Source organism: Paraglaciecola sp. (assembly GCF_030730205.1).
In the GTDB taxonomy this organism is placed as follows: Bacteria; Pseudomonadota; Gammaproteobacteria; order Enterobacterales; family Alteromonadaceae; genus Paraglaciecola.
Genome location: NZ_JANQVQ010000293.1, coordinates 1 through 17502, shown reverse-complemented (window position 1 = coordinate 17502; position 17502 = coordinate 1). Strand labels below are relative to the sequence as shown.

Sequence of the window (17502 nt, the reverse complement as noted above, 5' to 3'; positions counted from 1 at the left end):
AAGGACAATATATGTGGTACGTAATATATAGTGAAGATGTTGAAAACAGCTTACCCCTACGCAAACAAACGAGACCCGCGCATTTAGCCCGTATTCAAACCTTAGTTGATCAAGGGCGAGTTATGGTTGCAGGCCCTTGCCCCGCTATTGATAGTGAAGACCCGGGTGAAGCCGGATTTACTGGCTCTGTGGTGATTGCTGAGTTTGCTAGTTTAGAAGAGGCACAAACGTGGGCTGATACAGACCCTTACATGTTGGCCGGTGTCTATGCAAAAGTGGTAGTTAAGCCCTTTAAAAAGGTCCTGCCCTAAAGAGAATAGTTACGGCTAAGATGAGTTATATTCCCAATATTGAAAACTTAATGCCTGCCATCGACATGAGCGCCATGCGCGCTCAAGGCGCTGGTGGGCAAAATGTCAATAAAGTCTCTAGCGCCATTCATTTGCGCTTCGATATCGCCAATGCGGCCATCCCTGAATACCTCAAACAACGGCTGTTAACCGGCAAAGATAAACGGGTGACCACCGATGGTATTTTGATCATTAAAGCCCAAAGCCATCGCACCCAAGAAAGTAATAAGCAAGATGCACTAGACCGACTAAGTGAAATACTCATCGAAACCGGCAAACTACAAAAAGCTCGCCGCGCCACCAGACCCACCAAAAGTTCGCAAATCAAGCGAGTAGAGACCAAAAAGAAATCAGGGCAAGTAAAGGCGCTGCGTAAAAAAGTGGATTTTTAAAGCCGTTTATCCATCGTTATTTGCTGACTCTACTGCCTCCTCTGTGCATCGCTCTCCTGTTGTATGGTCCACTGATAATAGCAACGCAGCTAATTGCCAAAGCATCAATTTATTCTGCATTTGCACCCGACATCCTGCCTATAAATCTAAAAACGTCACTTACCTGTTAGGTTTTCTGAATATTGGCCGATACCTTCACCTATACGCTGGAGGAATTATGCTTAACCAATCACACATGTTTAAAAAATACTTATCATTGTTTGCAATGCTCTTTTTGTTTGGTGCACTTTCAGGCTGTATGCAAGGCAAGGCGGCTACTGATATTGATTACACCTTTGCTACTGCCGACGGTACGATTGAGCCATCTGACAATACGATTAAGTTAGTTAACGCCGTTTTTTATAAAAACTTCATTGGTGGTGATTGGCGCTTTAAAGGATCAGCTCGGGTCAATGACACGATTAACGCGTACATTCAAATTCCTCAGCAATTGCAGATGAGTCTGCACGAGCAAGAAAACTACTTAAAGGGTGCTATTTGCCCTTCTTCACAAAACAAAGCGCTATGGGAAGAAATTAAAGGTAATAAATTAGCGGTACATATTTATACGCATAAACGTAAATACAGTACTTTTGTTATTTGTGAAAATGGTGACGTGGCTTAACGCTCGTCACTTATTCTGCCTTTTCACTGGGTATTTATAGTCTTAACGCTATTTTAATAACTTACCTTTAAAGATTTATTATTTACATCAAGTCACATTCAATTCAGTTAAAATTCAGCATCATGGCTTTAGTATTTATTTCAAGCTAAAGAGGAAATAACCATGAAAAAGAAAACTGTTATTTTAATATCACTACTCGTTTTAAGTACCAGTACCTTCGCCAAGCAGCACAAAGTGAAAGTGCTCGAAGTCCAGCCCATTTATGAATATGTCGTTGTTAACAAACCTGTGGAGCAATGCCGTACCCTTCACTCGCGTCAGCTTACAGTAAATCATGACGGTGCATTATTTGGCAGTGTGATTGGTGGCACGATTGGCAATATGACCAGCGAACGTAAAAACCGAACCGAGGCAACGATAATAGGGGCTGTAATTGGCGGAGTTATAGGTAGTCAAATAGACAACAATAGACATTCTGTTAGGTCTCCCGCACTGACATGCACAACCCATTATGTGAATACTGAAAAAGTACGTGTTATTGCAGGATATGACTATTGGTATCGGGTTAATGGCAAAATGTATAAAGGCTTTAGTGAACAAGAGCCATCTCGTTACATTTCATTGCGTAAGTAAACCACATTATTTTATGTTTAGATGGCTTATGCCCACCTTACTTTCTTGTTAAAGTAGGCTTAAGCCAATGTTTTGTTTTTCAATGCTAAGAAGTTGAGTCAGCCTTTGAAAAGATTCTCAGTCATACAATTTTGCACGTTTAGTTTGATATCGCTGTTGCTGTTATCAAACTCGGCTGTGGCTGATGATAAAAAACAAACTCAAGCACCCAAAACCAAATCAGAAGCCGCTCAACAAGCCCAGCAAAAAGTGAATGGTAGAGTGCTAAAGGTAGAACAAAATCAAACCACATACCGAGTCAAAGTCCTGCAAAAATCAGGACGCGTTGTATCAGTTGACGTAGATAAAAAATCTGGGAAAGTCAGCAAAGAGAAAAAGGACTAAAAATGCGAGTATTAATCGTCGAGGACGATAGTCGTTTACTGACCCAATTGGATCAGTTGCTACAAAAAAGTGGTTACAGTGTTGACTTGGCAGATGACGGCGCAAAAGCCCTGTTTTTACTTAATGAACACCCTTACGATCTGGCCATTGTAGATATTGGCTTGCCGGTAGTTGATGGCTTTGAAGTTATTCAACGAGCCCGTAAAAACAACGTCACCTGCCCTATTCTAATACTAACCGCCCGAGATAGATGGCAAGAGAAAGTCGAGGGTTTAGATGCTGGTGCAGATGATTACTTAACAAAACCATTTCACAATGAAGAGCTGTTAGCCCGAGTCAAAGCGCTTATTCGTCGAGCAGCAGGCAAAGCCCACCCTTTAATCGAAAAAGGGCCGATTGCCTTAGACACCCTGAGCGAAGAAGTGACCATTAATGGTAACTACATTGAGTTAACGGCTTATGAATATAAGGTACTCGAATATTTGTTGCTCAACCCGCAAAAAATCGTGTCTAAAACAGAATTAACAGAACACATTTATGATCAAGACTTCGACTTAGATAGCAACGTTATAGAAGTATTTGTAGGGCGTTTGCGCAAAAAAATTGACCCCGAAGGGACGTTAAACCCTATAGAAACCTTACGTGGTCGTGGATACCGCATCAATAGAGATCTGTAAACGCCGTGCCGCTAACTTCAGCGCTTAATAGTTTATCTTTACGTTTACGAAGTTTTGCGGCGGCGATTTTAACCTTGCTTATCTTTATCCCTTTTACTGCGATAACATTGGAGGCTGCCTTTAACGACAGTTTGAGCCAGTCGATGTTGCAACAACTGAAAGTGCAAAACTTGATGTTGATCAGCGAATTCGAGTTTGAACATAATCAAGCCAGCATGCCCGAACAACTTATTAACGATCAATTTAACCTGCCAGACTCTGGATTATATGGTTTTATTTTGACAAATGACGCCGTGGTCTGGAAATCGTTGTCTGCGCTTAATTGGCAGCAACTTCCCGTTTTAAATGCTCCTGCGGTAGGTACCGATCATTTTATCGAAGACTTAGCGCTGCAAAATACCTATTTTGTCTACGCTTACACAGCTGAATTCGACAATGATGGAAGCTATCAATCAGTCAGTTTTTTTATTTTGCAAGATAAGGCTGTCTTTAATACTGAAAAAGACAAGTTTGCCACTATCTTGTTTGAATGGCTCGGTTTTATTGCCCTGCTGTTATTAGTGCTTCTTTTGGTCAGCTTAAATGCCGCATTACTGCCCATCAACCGACTGAATCAGCAGATAAAAAAAGCAGAGCGAGGCCAATTAAAACGACTTGATCAGCAATATCCACCTGAATTAGAAAAATTAAAAAGAAGCATAAACCACTTACTCGACAGTGAAGAACAACAGCGAGCGCGTTACAAAAATAGTTTAAGTGACCTCGCTCACAGTTTAAAAACCCCTCTTGCGGTGTTGTCTGGGAGTCAAGGTTTACCCTTTGAAGCCAAAGAGCCTATTCAGCAAATCGACTCGCTGATAAAACGTCAACTAAAGCGCGCCGTGATAGGCAGCTATGCTGGATGGGAACAAGCGATAGAAATTAAACCTATTGTATTAAAACTTACCAATGCCATGTCAAAGGTTTACGCTGATAAAGCCCTTGAACTGAATATTGATAAGGTTGAGCCAAGCGCCTGTTTTCAGGGGGATATCACTGATTTGATGGAATTATTGGGAAATGTATTAGATAACGCCTGTAAAGCAGCCAACAATACAGTCAGTATTGAATGCGCTGTGACAGAAAATTGGTTAAGCCTATCTATTGCTGATGATGGGCCGGGCATCCCTGCGGATAAACGACAGATTTTACTTGAACGGGGTATGCGTTTAGATAGTTATACCGAAGGGCAAGGCATTGGGATGGCGGTAGTTGCAGACTTAGTGAGTGCGTATCAAGGCCAGCTAGCAATAAGCACAAGCGCCTTGGGAGGCGCCTTAATTAGCCTTAAATTCCCAATCCGCCAAGTGTAAATTTACGACTACTGTGCACTCTCTTCAGTCACGGCTACTTCATCAGTGTTTTCGCTATCTAATAACAACGCTATCCAACGCGTATTTTGACTAGACTCTAGCGCGATTTTAACAATCATAGTCAGCGGCACTGACAACAACATGCCCACGGTACCCAATAACCATCCCCAAAAAATTAAGGATAAAAATACCACTAGAGTAGACAGCCCCAAGCCACGCCCCATAAATCGTGGCTCTACAATATTCCCCATCACCGTATTGGTGAAAATATAACCTAGGGCGACCAAACCCGCCGAGCCTGTTCCTAGTTGTACGACGGCTAACATAACAGCAGGCACAGCGGCAATAATCGACCCAATATTAGGAATATAGTTGAATAAAAAGGCCAGCATGGCCCAAAGCAAATAATGATCTAATCCTAAGAAATAAAGCCAAACTCCGATAAATAGACCCGTTCCAAGACTCACCAAGGTTTTGATGGCTAGATAGTTTTTTACCGATACTAGAAACTTATCAATTTGTTTAATTTTCATATCGGGATCGTCAAGTGCGATATGCACTTTTTTAGGAATTGAATCGGCTTCAAACAACATAAAGACCACAATTAACAAGATAAGTAGAAAGTTAGTTAATACGCCGCCAAGGCTCGATAAGAGATTTGTTACCATGTTCATGGCTAAACCAGGATCCAAATAAGACAATATTTGCTGTTTATCAAATTTAAGATTAAATTTTTCAGCCTGACCAATTAACCACCCGAACTCCTCAACTAATTGCGTGCGGTATTTAGGTAAATTTTGGCTAAATTCATTCATCGATTGGCCAACTAATCCAGCCAAAATAAATCCAAAAATCACTATCAGGAGTATCACTAACACAACGGCAATGGAGCGAGGCACTTTATACTTGCCCGCCCAAGTAATGAGAGGACTACATGCCATTGCAATAAATAGTGACAGTAAAAAAGGGACAACAATGACACTGGCTGATTTTATTCCGGCCAAAACAATAACGATAGAAGCTAGAATAAGGAGCATTTTGAGTGAAGATGAAGACGGATTTTGCATTTAATTTTCTTTGACCATTCCTTTACTAGCAAACTATCAGATATAACGTTACTTTTACAGTATGATCAGTGCCGTAAAGGTGACTAACAATAATTATTAATTTTGGATTAGCTTAACAATGAAATTAAACCCTGCCACCATTCGTATCAAGAATCTTCGTCTACGCACTTACATTGGGATCAACGAAGACGAAATAGTGAATATGCAAGATGTTGTGATTAATGTAAAAATTCATTATCAAGCAGATCAAGCCACCGATACGGATAAGATGGATGATGCTCTGAACTACAAAACTATTACCAAGCGCATCATAAAATTGGTTGAAAATAACCGTTTTTCTTTATTAGAAAAACTCACCGCTGACGTGTTAGCTATTGCAGCAGAGCACCAGTGGGTAATTTATGCAGAAGCAGAAGTCGACAAACCACATGCTTTACGTTTTGCCGATTCAGTTTCGTTATGTTTATCGTGCAATAAAAATTAACGACTAGGGATATCATGAAAATTCTCATTACGGGCGGTACCGGTTTAATCGGCTCTAATTTAATTCCTTTATTAAGACCAAACGAGATTGCCGTTTACACTCGTAATGTTTCCATGGCTGAGCAGATACTCGGCCACAAAATACACTTTCTTTCGTCACTTTCTCATCTGAGCAATTTAAATGATTATCAAGTTGTTATAAATCTGGCGGGTGAGCCCATTGTTGGTAAAAAATGGACGGCCGAGCAAAAGCATAAGATAGAGCAAAGCCGATGGTCCATCACCGAGAAGATAGTGGCGTTAATTAAAAACAGCGAACACCCTCCAGAATTGTTGATTAGTGGCTCAGCTATCGGCTTTTATGGACCGCAAGACGACCAACCCATCGATGAAAGCTTCGATGAACCAACCGACGACTTTGGCCATCAACTGTGTGAAAGATGGGAACAACTGGCCAAAAAAGCGGAATCAGCTAAAACAAGAGTGTGTATCGTCCGTACAGGCATCGTATTGACGAAGCGAGGCGGTGCTCTAGAAAAAATGCTAACGCCTTTTAGACTTGGACTAGGGGGCCCAATAGGCCGAGGCGACCAGTACTTTTCGTGGATTCATCTTGAAGATATGTTAAGGGGACTCGTTCATCTTATCGATACGCCGTCCTGTAAGGGTGTATTTAATTTTACTGCCCCCAATCCTGTTACTAATTATGAGTTTAGCCATGCATTAGCGAGTGCACTCAAAAGACCCTGTTTTTTTAAGGTTCCTGAGGCAATATTGCGCCTAACCATGGGTGAATCTGCTGACCTTATTCTTTATGGTCAAAGAGTGATCCCCCAGCGTTTGTTAGACAGTGGTTTTCAATTTGTATTTCCCGATATCAATACAGCCTTAGATTGCGTGAGAAAATAACCAAAAAGGGCATCGTTGATGCCCTTTTTGCTTTATTAAACCATTTGCCTAAGTAAATGACTGGTATTCAGTTTGAGTAATCGCCAGCAACTCAGCGCACCCAAAAATGAAACGACCAATGCCCCGGCGACTGGCGCGATGAACCAATATTGCCAATGTAATTTCGCTTCCATTTGAAATACTTGGCTCTGCAACAGATACAAACTTAATTCATTGAATACCGCAGCCATCAATCCAGCGGTTAGACCAATAATGATAAACTCACATAGCACACTGCCTCGAATAAGCCGACCTTTCGCCCCTAAAGTACGTAATATAGCCAGCTCTTGCTGACGCTCATCCATACTCGCTTGTACTTGAGCAACTAAGACCAGAGAGCCTGCGATTAATACCAGTATTAAAATAAACTCAACTGCCAAAGACACCTGCTCAACGATATTGCGCAATTGATCGATACGGGCATCTACGTCAATCAATGTTACGCTGGCAAATGGCAACATCAATTGGGTTAGTTCAGACTTTTGCTCTTTAGGCAGATAAAAACTTGCTAGGTAGGTCGGCACAAAATGCGCTAGAGCCTTGGGTTCGATGACAAAGAAAAAATTAGGTCGCATAGATTGCCAGTTTACGTCCCTCAGGCTAGTGACTCTAACTTGCACAACCTCACTGCCAATATTGAAGGTTAACTCATCACCCAATTTTATATTTAAGCGTTCTGCCAAACGCTCTTCTACCGAAACGCCATATTGCTCAGTATCGAGCGTATCGGATAAGGGACTCTCATTGAACCAATGACCAGCGGTAACTCTACTGCCTGTTTGTAACTCATCACTCCACGTTAGGTTGGCTTCTCTACCCAGACCATCACGTCCGCTACTTTGTTGCTCTTCATCTTCTTTACTAACTGCGGTTCTGATTTTTTCACCATTAATCGCAACAAACCGGCCTCTTACTACAGGATAGAATTTTTCAACATTAACCTTCCTTGCTTCAAAATGTTGAGCCAGTTCACTTTGCTGATTTTGGGTAATGTTCACCAAGAAATAATTAGGCGTTCCTTGCGGTAATTGGTCTTGCCACTGCTGTACCATGTCGTTACGCATGACTAACACTACTAGCAACAACATGATAGTGATGGCGAAACTGATTAGCTGAACACTGTTATCAAGCGCTCGACGGTGGATACGTGCCCAAGCTAAGCGCCAAGCACTCATTCGACCTTGCCCAAATGCCCTTCCAAGCCAAATTAATCCATAGGTAACCAGCAATAGAGCCAACACCAATAGAACCCCTGAACTAAACAAAATGGCACTAATGGTAAGATTCTCGCTGTAGGCCCACATTAATAGAAAAATCGCCCCACCCGAGGCGATAAACTGAATGATACGAGAACTCAAATTAGCGCCTAGATCCCTTCTAAGAACACGCAGTGGTGATACAGAAAATAGTTTTAATAAAGGGTACAAAGAAAATAGCAAAGCACAAATTGACCCAGTGAAGATAGCAATAATAAGTGGCCGCCAGTGCCAAGCATCCATAGATACATTGATGCTGTCAGCTAAGGCCCAGACCACTAATTGTTGCAGTACAAAGCCAACCACTGAACCAATAATAATCCCCAATACAGTTATAAAAATGATTTGTAATAGATAAATTTGCTGCACCATGTTTTTTGAAGCGCCTAAGGTTTTCATGATCGCAACGGGATCATAATGGCGTTGGCTATAACGTTGGGCCGCAACGGCAATAGAAACGGCGGCTAATACAATAGCAAGCAAACTCGCCAGCAAGAAGTATTGCTCTGCTCTACTTACGGCGTTGCCTATAGGAGAATTATCATCTTCAATTGATTTCCATCGATGTATCTCATTATCTAATTGAGGCCGAAGCCAATCATAATAATCATTTAGGTTTGCGCTACTACCACTGAAAAACGCGGTGTATGTAACGCGACTTCCAGGTCCTGTCACTTGGGTATTGGCTAGATCATCAAGGGGAATAAGTACCTTTGGATCGCCGCCAAAGATATTAAAACCAGCGTCAGGCACTTCGACGAGTACTTTAGAAATTGTAAAATTAGCGGCACCAATTTCTATTTCGTCGCCCAGTTTAACATCCAGACTTTGTAGTAATCGCGACTCAATCCAAGCCTCCCCTTCTTGCGGTAACGCTTCGGTAAACGCGCCTTGTGCAAAGGCCACATCAGACACTTTAATCTTGCCTTTTAACGGGTAGGTTGAGCTTGCAGCTCTTAATTCAGATAACTGCAATTTATCATTCGCAAACACCATGGAGCGGGTATATACCTGCTGGGCTGTTTGCAAACCAAATTCGTTTGCTTTAGCAAGCCATTGCTCGTTCATCGGATTACGGGAATCTAGAACTCGATCGGCGGCAATAAATTCAGCACTTTTTGCCGTTAAAGCACTTTGTAAACGTTCACTGAATAGTGATAAGGAAAGGACTGAACCCACAGCTAAAATAATCGCTAGTAGGATAATAGTGAGTTCACCGCGTTTTGTTTCGTGTTTAAACAATCTCCACGCGAGATTAAAGGCTGCTTGTTTCATTCAGCGTTCTCACTCGATGTTATTTCACTTAGTGCTCCCGCATGCATTTGCAATTGTCTTTGGCACTTAGCAGCGAGCTTGGGATCATGGGTCACCAGAATTAAGGTGGTATTTAACTCTCTATTCAAATCAAATAACAGTTGTTCGACCTTGTCACTGTTACTCGCGTCTAAATTACCAGTGGGTTCATCCGCGAATAAAATTTTGGGTTGGGTGATAAACGCTCTAGCTATAGCTACGCGCTGCTGTTCGCCACCTGAAAGTTGATTTGGATAATGTTTTGCACGATGATCCAAACCAACCAACTGAAGGAGTTTTAGCGCTTTGCTTCTAGCGTCGTTGAGACCAGCGATTTCGGCTGGTAACATAATATTTTCAATAGCGGTTAAGCTTTGTACCAACATGAAACTCTGGAATATAAATCCTACTTTAGCCCCCCTTAGTTGAGCCCTCTGTTCTTCGTTCATAGTATGCATAGCCTGGCCGTCTATGAAAATCTCGCCAGAACTGACTTCATCAAGCCCTGCTAATAAACTTAATAAGGTTGATTTGCCCGAGCCTGATGCACCCACGATGGCAATAGATTCACCTTCACTAACGTCAAAACTAATAGGTTTTAAGATCTCTAATTGACCTTGAGTAGTACTTACTGTTTTACTAATGCTGTTTGTGCTTATCATTTTTATAGGAGTCATGGTGTTTTTCAAACTTATCAAATTATTGAAAATTAAATTAAAAATCGTTGTCTTACTTATACCAGTTTTGCTTTTTTCAGATCAACTCATGGCGAAAGAGACAAGGCTATTAATACTTGGAGATAGCTTAAGTGCGGGCTATGGTATTTCTCAAACAGAAGGTTGGGTTAGTTTGTTACAAGATATGTGGCAAGGTAAGTCTATTACAATCATAAATGGTGCAATTAGCGGTGAAACAACTGACGGTGCGCTAGCTCGTTTACCACGTTTACTTGAACAAAACAAACCAACGCATGTGTATATTGAATTAGGTGGCAATGACGGCCTTCAGGGACACCCAGTTAGTAAAATGATGGAAAATTTAGATTCAATTATCAGCCAATCAATTGACTCTGGCGCCGCGGTATTTCTTCAAGCCATGGCAATACCAACAAATTATGGAAAACGTTATACAGACATGTTTAGCGCTGCGTATGAATCCCTGGCGAGTAAACATCGAGTACCTCTCATTCCGTTTTTTTTACAAAATATCGCCTTAAACAAAAAATTAATGCAAGCAGATGGCATTCACCCTAACGCGGAAGCTCAAGCAATTATCGCTAAAGACATGGAAAAAATACTAGGTGACCTTATATTAAGTAGCAGAACAGATAATAAGCAACTACACTAAGGCAATAACATGATTAACTATTTAAGGAGTTTGAAATGGAAATAAGTTCATCTGGCGCAGGTTCTCTAGCCCAAATAGCCCCAACACAAACAGGCTCTCAACAAGAAGTTGTTCAAGTGCAATCTCAACAACAAAAAACAGAATTAGAATCGTCCAGTGAAACGGCAGAGGCCTCTCGTCCAGCGCCATCAAATGAAAGAGTGGGCTCAGTGGTAGATATAACCGTTTAATCATTAATAAGCCTTTTGATCTCATCAAAAATGGATAAGCCAGTATTAAACTGGCTTTTTTATATCTAAAAGAACTCAACAATATAATTTAGCGGCTTATAAATAGAACACTCATACTTTGTTAAGCACCGGAATAATTTCATTGGCGGTTTTAAGCGCCCTAACCTCGTTAAACAAAATACCTGCTTGGGGATATTGTAACTTCAAGTAACCGAGCCATTGTTTTAGTCTATTTGGAAAATATCGTCCTTTGTCTCCAAATATTTCATAACCCGAATAAGCCACTAATAACATACGAACTTCGTCCCAAGGCATTTGAGCTGCACCTTGCTTAATAATTTGCGCTAAATTTGGTAAAGCTAAGGCCCCCCTTCCCAACATTATATCTTGGCAATTCGATTTTATTTGGCAATTTACCGCATCCTGAGCAGACCAAATTTCACCATTTGCTACTATGTTGATGTCAACAACCTTCTTAATTTCCGCTATCCAATTCCAATATGCTGGGGGCTTATAGCCGTCTAGTTTTGTACGAGCATGTATTACTAACAAATCGGCTCCCGCTGCAGCAATAGCCTGCGCATTTTCAAACGCTAAAGAAGTATCGTTAAACCCTAAGCGCATTTTAGCACTCAATATAGTGCCTTGAGGGACTGCTTTACGAACTTCACTCACAATCTGATAAAGGGTTTCTGGTTCCTTTAGTAAAATAGCCCCACCTCGACTTTTATTCACTGTTTTTGCGGGACAGCCAAAATTTAGGTCAAGGCCATGAGAGCCAAGCTCTATCGCCCTCGCCGCATTTTCAGCTAACCAATTTGGATCTTGACCCAGCAATTGAATTTTTACCGGCACACCCGCTGGTGTCATTGAATTATTGTGTAGCTCAGGGCAAGTTCGATAAAAGACGCGTTTTGGTAAAAGTTGGTCAACGATTCTAATAAACTCTGTAACACAGAGATCAAACCCGCCAATCCGGGTCAGCATGTCTCGCATTAAGCTATCGACCACACCTTCCATGGGCGCAAGCGTTATATGCATATAGCCTCGATATTATTAAATTGAAAAGTAACAACTGCTTAGAGAAACGACTACAGCAATTTTTTTAATTTTGAATGTTCAGCTTGTCGTTTTTGACAGTTTACTAATATTTCAATACGTTTGTTTTTGTCAGCATCTGCCCAGGCCAAAATCTCTAACATACTTCGGTGACACCCTAAGCAGATATCTTTTTCATCTAAACAACAATTTCTTATACAAGGTGAATTAAGCTTGGTTTCAAATGATGGCATATGGAACAACTCGGAATATTTCAAAAACTGTAAAAATATATAATAAAGAAAACTAAAAAAGCCCCAATGTATGGGGCTTTTTATAAGAGGCGTTTAACTACAGTTTTATACCGCGGTTTTTAGCTTTCTCTTTTATATAAGGCTCCCAACTTCTAGCACTTCTAGAGGTCGAAGAATCTTTTTTAGCTTCTTGCACATGCACATAAGCAGTTTTGAAGTCACCAGAATAAAAACTAGCTTCCATCATTACCATGTGAATACGACCAACATTGTCAGCTCCAGCATCAAGCGCTTTTTGCAAAGCAACTAATGCATCTTTGTATTGCTCAGACAAAGCAAGCGAAGTGCCCTGTTTATAATACAAATCGGGATCTGAACTTAGCGCCGCAGCTTGACCGTAATATACCGCTGCTTTCTTAGGATCTTTCGCTTGGTTCCAAGTGCTGGCTAAAGAAGACAAGTTTTTCTCATCCTTTTTAACCAAACCTTCTTTCATGTACTTTTCAAACAAGGTCGCTGCTTTATAAGGAATATTATTGGTAGAATAAAGTTGCATTAACGCTTTAATCTCTGCTTCTTTAGTCAAATACCCTTGGTTTAGCGCCATTTCAAAAGTAGATAAAGCCTTCTTGTAATCTTCCACTAACATGTAGAAAAAACCAAGTTGAGTCCAATTCGCCTTATTATCAGGGAATATAGTGACAGTATCTTCCGCTACCTGAATTGTTTCTTTGTACATCTTGCGATTGTAATAAGAAGTTAATTTAAGCGCGTAGGCGTTTTTGTTTGGTTTTTCAGCAAGTTTAATAGACTTATTGATTGGATCAATAATGTCAGCCCACTTCTGCTCTTCGTAATAAGCGGTTGCAAGTCTTAAGTAAACATCAGGATCTTCTTTACAAGTAAAATCCATCCATTCTTTATACTTAACCGCTGCAGCAGCGTAGTTCTTTTCTTGCATGTTAAGATCAGCAATCAAACGAAGCGTACCGGCCTGTTCCAAATCATTTAGCTTTTTAGCTTTAACGGCTTTGTTCAGATATTCCAACGCTTTAGCTGCTTTATCCGATTGAGTCGCCAGTAAGTTACCAATGAAACGGTCAGTAAAAGCACGATCAAATTCTTGAGATGTGTCAATTTCGTACAAAATTGTTAACGCCTCGTCAACTTGATCCAGGTTGTAAGCTTCTAAAGCCTTAGAAACTTTTTTACCTGTTCTTTCACTTGGTATGTTTGTCGGTCCCTTTTTATAATCAGGACAAACAACCGGCGCACCTTGAGCAAAAACTGCTGTTGGCAACAGTGTAGCCATTGAAAAGGCTGAAACCATGCATAATTTTTTAAAATGTATTTTAATCATGATTGATCCAACTTAAAGTCCAATTGAACTGTTAACCCAAATTGCTTGATAGGCTTACCATCTTCGATCTTCGGTTTGTATTTCCACTTTTCTAGAGCACGTTTAGCTTCTCTATCGAAAATACGTTTTGGTTCCGAATCTACTACCTCAATGTCTTCTACTCCACCGACTTCGTTGATAGTAAATGAAAGCCTTACCCAGCCTTCTTTCCCATCACGAGCGGCTTGTACCGGATATTTAGGCTCGATACGAACGATAGGTGTAGCATCACCATCACGTTGCATAGCACCTACACCACCGATATCAACCGAAGCGCCACCCACATCGATAGAAGGCATATTAAAGCCTAAACCATCTGTGTTCGCTTTCGCTACATCAGGTTCAACCGGCTGAATTTTAGGCGGTTGCTTAGGTGGCGGTGGCGGTGGCGGTGGTACTCGTTTTCGCGTCTGAGTAGAATCATCAGGTGTTGCCATAACGATATCGATTATTGGTGATGGTGGAACTTTGTCCACTGGCCTAGATGAATTTTCAATCAACTTTGCCATTACCACAAACAATCCAAACGCTATTGCAGCCCCTACTAAAATTGAAACTAATAATCTTCCCATATTAACCGCCCGTCGTTGCTATAGATATGCGATCAATACCAGCTGACTTGATTTGATCCATCACTTCAATGACAACTCCATAGTCAGCATTTTTATCTGCTTGAATAATAAGTACATCAGAAGGCTGTTCCGCCATCAAGCGTTCCAAATTTGCTCGTACACTGTCTATATCAACTTGTCGCTTATCAATCCAGACATCACCATTTTCTGTTACCGCTATAAAAATATTAGCATTTTTAGGCATTACAGCTTGGCTTGCACCTGGCTTGTTAACTTCTATCCCAGCTTCTTTAACGAATACTGTTGTTACGATGAAGAATATCAACATGATAAACACGATATCCAACATTGGGGTCATGTCTATCGCAGCATCTTCTTCTTCGACTCGAACTTTTCGACTCATAAGACCCTCTCCTTAATGATGGGGTAGACTATCAACTAGCTTTTCACGAGCGATCTTAACTTTCGCTTCTAAACGAGAGCTAAAAAATACACCAGATAAAGCTGCTACCATCCCAGCCATTGTCGGAATAGTCGCCATAGATATACCTGCCGCCATAAGACGAGGATTACTAGTACCTTGAGTTGCCATTGTTTCAAACACCCCAATCATACCAGTTACAGTTCCTAGCAAACCTATTAAAGGACACATTGCAACAAGAGTTTTGATTAACAACATTCTTGAGCTTAGTCCGTCCGACGCCTGTGAAATCCACGTATCACGGATTCTATGCGCATACCATGAAGTAGTATCTTCTCTCGCATCCCAATTAGCTATAATTTCATTTCTTAGCTTGGGAAAGACAGAAGACAAATACCAATAACGCTCGATCATAAAGACCCACATGAGGAAGAGCGCTAAGGCAACGACGTATAACACGTCGCCACCGGCAGCGATAAAATCCCTGACCGACTCCCATAGTCCAATCAGGTATAACATCTTAGGCTTTCTCCGTCTCAGCGTGGGCCGCAATAATGCCTGCAGTTTGCTCATCCAAAATATGAACGATAGACTTGCTGCGACCAGCTACTATGCTGTGCATTAACAATAACGGTAACGCTGCAATAATACCTTGAGCAGTAGTAACAAGTGCCATTGAGATACTACCAGCCATCAGTTTCGGGTCACCGGTACCGAACAACGTAATTTGTTGGAAAGTTGCGATCATACCTAATACTGTACCTAATAGACCTAATAATGGCGCAATCGCTGCGAAGATCTTAATGATATTAATACCACTTTCGATGCTAGGTAATTCACGTAAAATTGCTTCATCTAGTTTAAGTTCTAAGTTTTCAGCGTCAGCAGACTTATTATCTTTATAAACCGTTAGGATACGACCTAAAGGATTAGATGTAGAGGGACTACCAGGATTTTTAAGTTGTGAACGCATTTTTCCTGCAATAAGCGTTAGGGTAATAATCTTGTAGAAACCAATTAACAAACCAATCGCTAACATAACCGTGATTACGTAACCCACGATACCACCAGCGTGATAACGTTCCATCATCGTCGCTTTTTCTTTAAGAAGGCCCAACAATGCACCGCTTGAAGGGTCAGCATAGAAAGGAACTAAACCAGAAGTAGCACCACGCAACTCTTGTGCAGAATCAACCAAATAACCATCTGGTTGACGGCCTAAAGGCTGAACGATTTCATCTTTGTCGTCGTAGATTAAATAACCTTGCTCACCAACTAGGTTGAAGGTACCAACACGAACAACTTCCTGTTCGTTTGAACCACCATCTAAGCTGATAACTTGAGTTCTAAAACGTGATACTTGACCAGACTCAGTCATTTCAGTTTGTAAGGCAAACCATAGATCTTCTAATTCTTGAATATTAGGAAGACCTTTAGACTCTTCTGACATACGCTTTAAAAATTCACCACGACCTGGGAACTCAGCGCTAACGATAGATGTTGAGATTTGACCATAAGCTTCTGCTGAGGCTTGGCGAACCACACCAAACATTTCACCTAAAGTTCCGGTTGCTTGATCAAGTTCCATTTCTTTATCGGCTAACTTTGTTTCATTATCAGCAAACTGTTTAGTTAAACGATCACCACGGCCTTTCTCAGCTTTGAGACCATCTTCAGCTTTTTTCAACAAAGCCTGTTTATCAGCACGAGCAGATTGAAACTCAGCTTCACGGTCTTTGTTAATACGCGCTTCAGAAACGCGATTTTTCTTAACTTCTTCTAACAACTCTTCTAGGGAATTGGCGGCATAGGCACTAGATGCCATCATAGCGATCGTCGCAGCTGCCAATATGGATTTAAATACAGGTTTCATCAATATTACTCCGCAGCTTTGATTGGTAACTTAATAAGGTCAGCTGGCACAAGTTTATTGGCCATACGCACAGCAGTAATTACAGAGCTTAGGTATTCATCACCAAGTACTTGCCACTCACGTGCGTTATTATCCCACAACCAAGCGTTCTTCTGGTCTAGTGATAATGCAATTAAAGCTGTTCTACCCAAATTGAAGAAATCAACTGTAATATCTGTACCTTGAAAATCGATAGTACCTTTGTATGAACGAATACCTCGTCCATATTGGTTTTCAATTTGATACGCTTCAATAACCTGACGGAACTGTTCAGAAGTTGTAACGTTTGAATTACCCATTACGTCACGAAGACGTTCAATACGGGCTTTACGCTCTTCCAAGTTAATTGGAATATCCAGATCAATGAATTTCTCTAAACTGTCGATCATTCTAAACATCAACGGAACTACGCCGCGTTTAACACCTTCAATGCCATCGATCTGACGTTGTAGAGAATCAATACCTCGTTGCTGATCAGCAACAAGTGTTGCTACGTAGTCATTATAAACTTTAAGATTCTCAGTTTCGTCTACTACTGCACGATACTCAGCAAATAATTCTTGAGATTGCTCATAAAGATTATTTATTTTCTCTTGGGAGTTCGCTGCAGCCACATGAATTTTTGATTCTTCTTTGTGAAGTTCATTTAACGTGTCTGCAGAGACAACGGCGCTGCTACCGAGTGCAAAAGCACCAACGACGGCAGAAGCAATAAGGTTTCTCTTGCTCATTTTGGACATAATTCCCAACCAATTTCTTGTTTTGAATCCTTTCCGAACGCCTTCTTGGGTCGGTAAGGGGCTATAAAGCTCTGTTGTTTAAGGGGCTTA

Annotated in this window: 22 protein-coding genes; 11 read left to right on the top strand and 11 right to left on the bottom strand. The window is 41.0% G+C overall.

The annotated features are described in order from the left end of the window. Positions 1-11 precede the first annotated feature (11 nt). From NWQ57_RS18730 to NWQ57_RS18700, 7 genes are all read left to right on the top strand, one after another. Positions 12-311, top strand: a complete 300-nt coding sequence (locus NWQ57_RS18730; protein WP_306023697.1) for a YciI family protein — start codon at positions 12-14, stop codon at positions 309-311. A gap of 20 nt (positions 312-331) precedes the next feature. Then, entirely contained in the window at positions 332-742 is a 411-nt protein-coding gene (arfB, locus tag NWQ57_RS18725; RefSeq protein WP_306023696.1) for an alternative ribosome rescue aminoacyl-tRNA hydrolase ArfB, read from the top strand. Positions 743-959: 217 nt separating this feature from the next. Further along, positions 960-1406, top strand: coding sequence for a hypothetical protein (locus NWQ57_RS18720; RefSeq protein WP_306023695.1), 447 nt, complete (start codon positions 960-962; stop codon positions 1404-1406). Between the two features lie 162 nt (positions 1407-1568). Beyond that, the gene (locus NWQ57_RS18715; RefSeq protein WP_306023694.1) at positions 1569-2039 is read left to right on the top strand and encodes a glycine zipper 2TM domain-containing protein; all 471 of its coding nucleotides are present in this window, start codon (positions 1569-1571) and stop codon (positions 2037-2039) included. A gap of 144 nt (positions 2040-2183) precedes the next feature. Then, positions 2184-2423 (top strand): PepSY domain-containing protein, encoded by a 240-nt coding sequence (locus NWQ57_RS18710; RefSeq protein WP_372340946.1) that lies wholly within the window; start codon positions 2184-2186, stop codon positions 2421-2423. 2 nt (positions 2424-2425) lie between these two features. Continuing rightward, entirely contained in the window at positions 2426-3100 is a 675-nt protein-coding gene (locus tag NWQ57_RS18705) for a response regulator transcription factor (RefSeq protein WP_306023693.1), read from the top strand. Positions 3101-3105: 5 nt separating this feature from the next. Beyond that, entirely contained in the window at positions 3106-4452 is a 1347-nt protein-coding gene (locus NWQ57_RS18700; RefSeq protein WP_306023692.1) for an ATP-binding protein, read from the top strand. An 8-nt stretch (positions 4453-4460) separates the two neighbouring features. On the opposite strand, the gene NWQ57_RS18695 is transcribed toward NWQ57_RS18700, so the two are convergent. Continuing rightward, on the bottom strand, positions 4461-5519 hold the full coding sequence (locus NWQ57_RS18695; RefSeq protein WP_306023691.1) for an AI-2E family transporter: 1059 nt from the start codon (positions 5517-5519) through the stop codon (positions 4461-4463). 118 nt (positions 5520-5637) lie between these two features. On the opposite strand from NWQ57_RS18695, the gene folX reads away from it, so the two are divergent. Together folX and NWQ57_RS18685 are read left to right on the top strand one after the other, a co-directional pair. Beyond that, complete coding sequence (folX, locus tag NWQ57_RS18690; RefSeq protein ID WP_306023690.1) at positions 5638-6003, top strand: dihydroneopterin triphosphate 2'-epimerase; 366 nt, start codon at positions 5638-5640, stop codon at positions 6001-6003. A gap of 14 nt (positions 6004-6017) precedes the next feature. Beyond that, positions 6018-6911 carry a TIGR01777 family oxidoreductase gene (locus NWQ57_RS18685; RefSeq protein WP_306023689.1) on the top strand — a complete coding sequence of 298 codons (894 nt, stop codon included), beginning with the start codon at positions 6018-6020 and terminating at the stop codon, positions 6909-6911. A gap of 35 nt (positions 6912-6946) precedes the next feature. Here the strand turns inward: NWQ57_RS18685 and NWQ57_RS18680 are convergent, their stop codons facing one another. Both NWQ57_RS18680 and NWQ57_RS18675 read right to left on the bottom strand, forming a co-directional pair. After that, the gene (locus NWQ57_RS18680; protein WP_306023688.1) at positions 6947-9481 is read right to left on the bottom strand and encodes an ABC transporter permease; all 2535 of its coding nucleotides are present in this window, start codon (positions 9479-9481) and stop codon (positions 6947-6949) included. Next, positions 9478-10176 (bottom strand): ABC transporter ATP-binding protein, encoded by a 699-nt coding sequence (locus NWQ57_RS18675; protein WP_372340945.1) that lies wholly within the window; start codon positions 10174-10176, stop codon positions 9478-9480. Before NWQ57_RS18675 ends, NWQ57_RS18680 begins: the two co-directional genes overlap by 4 nt. A 1-nt stretch (position 10177) precedes the next feature. Between NWQ57_RS18675 and NWQ57_RS18670 the strand changes: the two genes are divergently transcribed. Then, positions 10178-10846, top strand: a complete 669-nt coding sequence (locus tag NWQ57_RS18670; protein WP_372340944.1) for an arylesterase — start codon at positions 10178-10180, stop codon at positions 10844-10846. Between the two features lie 35 nt (positions 10847-10881). After that, on the top strand, positions 10882-11076 hold the full coding sequence (locus NWQ57_RS18665; protein ID WP_306023687.1) for a hypothetical protein: 195 nt from the start codon (positions 10882-10884) through the stop codon (positions 11074-11076). Positions 11077-11187: 111 nt separating this feature from the next. Here the strand turns inward: NWQ57_RS18665 and NWQ57_RS18660 are convergent, their stop codons facing one another. From NWQ57_RS18660 to NWQ57_RS18625, 8 genes are all read right to left on the bottom strand, one after another. Continuing rightward, the gene (locus NWQ57_RS18660) at positions 11188-12117 is read right to left on the bottom strand and encodes a tRNA-dihydrouridine synthase (RefSeq protein ID WP_306023686.1); all 930 of its coding nucleotides are present in this window, start codon (positions 12115-12117) and stop codon (positions 11188-11190) included. Positions 12118-12167: 50 nt separating this feature from the next. Beyond that, positions 12168-12368: a DUF1289 domain-containing protein gene (locus NWQ57_RS18655; protein ID WP_306023685.1), complete on the bottom strand. Its 201-nt coding sequence runs from the start codon at positions 12366-12368 to the stop codon at positions 12168-12170. Between the two features lie 97 nt (positions 12369-12465). Further along, entirely contained in the window at positions 12466-13728 is a 1263-nt protein-coding gene (locus tag NWQ57_RS18650) for a tetratricopeptide repeat protein (protein ID WP_372340943.1), read from the bottom strand. Continuing rightward, a complete protein-coding gene (locus NWQ57_RS18645) occupies positions 13725-14339 on the bottom strand; it encodes an energy transducer TonB (RefSeq protein ID WP_306023684.1) in 615 nt (204 codons plus the stop codon). The genes NWQ57_RS18650 and NWQ57_RS18645 overlap by 4 nt, the downstream gene beginning before the upstream one ends. A gap of 1 nt (position 14340) precedes the next feature. Further along, positions 14341-14742 (bottom strand): biopolymer transporter ExbD, encoded by a 402-nt coding sequence (locus tag NWQ57_RS18640; protein ID WP_306023683.1) that lies wholly within the window; start codon positions 14740-14742, stop codon positions 14341-14343. A 12-nt stretch (positions 14743-14754) separates the two neighbouring features. Beyond that, on the bottom strand, positions 14755-15279 hold the full coding sequence (locus NWQ57_RS18635; protein ID WP_306023682.1) for a MotA/TolQ/ExbB proton channel family protein: 525 nt from the start codon (positions 15277-15279) through the stop codon (positions 14755-14757). Position 15280: 1 nt separating this feature from the next. Continuing rightward, on the bottom strand, positions 15281-16633 hold the full coding sequence (locus NWQ57_RS18630; RefSeq protein ID WP_306023681.1) for a MotA/TolQ/ExbB proton channel family protein: 1353 nt from the start codon (positions 16631-16633) through the stop codon (positions 15281-15283). Between the two features lie 5 nt (positions 16634-16638). Beyond that, positions 16639-17403, bottom strand: a complete 765-nt coding sequence (locus NWQ57_RS18625) for a DUF3450 domain-containing protein (protein ID WP_306023680.1) — start codon at positions 17401-17403, stop codon at positions 16639-16641. Between the last annotated feature and the right edge of the window lie 99 nt (positions 17404-17502).

Bases quoted from the DNA above. Each gene is read 5' to 3' on its own strand.
- NWQ57_RS18685 (WP_306023689.1), top strand. From the start codon at position 6,018: ATGAAAATTCTCATTACGGGCGGTACCGGTTTAATCGGCTCTAATTTA.
- NWQ57_RS18675 (WP_372340945.1), bottom strand. From the start codon at position 10,176: ATGACTCCTATAAAAATGATAAGCACAAACAGCATTAGTAAAACAGTA.
- NWQ57_RS18695 (WP_306023691.1), bottom strand. From the start codon at position 5,519: ATGCAAAATCCGTCTTCATCTTCACTCAAAATGCTCCTTATTCTAGCT.
- NWQ57_RS18635 (WP_306023682.1), bottom strand. From the start codon at position 15,279: ATGTTATACCTGATTGGACTATGGGAGTCGGTCAGGGATTTTATCGCT.
- NWQ57_RS18650 (WP_372340943.1), bottom strand. From the start codon at position 13,728: ATGATTAAAATACATTTTAAAAAATTATGCATGGTTTCAGCCTTTTCA.
- NWQ57_RS18660 (WP_306023686.1), bottom strand. From the start codon at position 12,117: ATGCATATAACGCTTGCGCCCATGGAAGGTGTGGTCGATAGCTTAATG.
- NWQ57_RS18625 (WP_306023680.1), bottom strand. From the start codon at position 17,403: ATGAGCAAGAGAAACCTTATTGCTTCTGCCGTCGTTGGTGCTTTTGCA.
- NWQ57_RS18640 (WP_306023683.1), bottom strand. From the start codon at position 14,742: ATGAGTCGAAAAGTTCGAGTCGAAGAAGAAGATGCTGCGATAGACATG.
- NWQ57_RS18680 (WP_306023688.1), bottom strand. From the start codon at position 9,481: ATGAAACAAGCAGCCTTTAATCTCGCGTGGAGATTGTTTAAACACGAA.
- NWQ57_RS18645 (WP_306023684.1), bottom strand. From the start codon at position 14,339: ATGGGAAGATTATTAGTTTCAATTTTAGTAGGGGCTGCAATAGCGTTT.
- NWQ57_RS18655 (WP_306023685.1), bottom strand. From the start codon at position 12,368: ATGCCATCATTTGAAACCAAGCTTAATTCACCTTGTATAAGAAATTGT.
- folX (WP_306023690.1), top strand. From the start codon at position 5,638: ATGAAATTAAACCCTGCCACCATTCGTATCAAGAATCTTCGTCTACGC.
- arfB (WP_306023696.1), top strand. From the start codon at position 332: ATGAGTTATATTCCCAATATTGAAAACTTAATGCCTGCCATCGACATG.
- NWQ57_RS18665 (WP_306023687.1), top strand. From the start codon at position 10,882: ATGGAAATAAGTTCATCTGGCGCAGGTTCTCTAGCCCAAATAGCCCCA.
- NWQ57_RS18705 (WP_306023693.1), top strand. From the start codon at position 2,426: ATGCGAGTATTAATCGTCGAGGACGATAGTCGTTTACTGACCCAATTG.
- NWQ57_RS18730 (WP_306023697.1), top strand. From the start codon at position 12: ATGTGGTACGTAATATATAGTGAAGATGTTGAAAACAGCTTACCCCTA.
- NWQ57_RS18715 (WP_306023694.1), top strand. From the start codon at position 1,569: ATGAAAAAGAAAACTGTTATTTTAATATCACTACTCGTTTTAAGTACC.
- NWQ57_RS18630 (WP_306023681.1), bottom strand. From the start codon at position 16,633: ATGAAACCTGTATTTAAATCCATATTGGCAGCTGCGACGATCGCTATG.
- NWQ57_RS18720 (WP_306023695.1), top strand. From the start codon at position 960: ATGCTTAACCAATCACACATGTTTAAAAAATACTTATCATTGTTTGCA.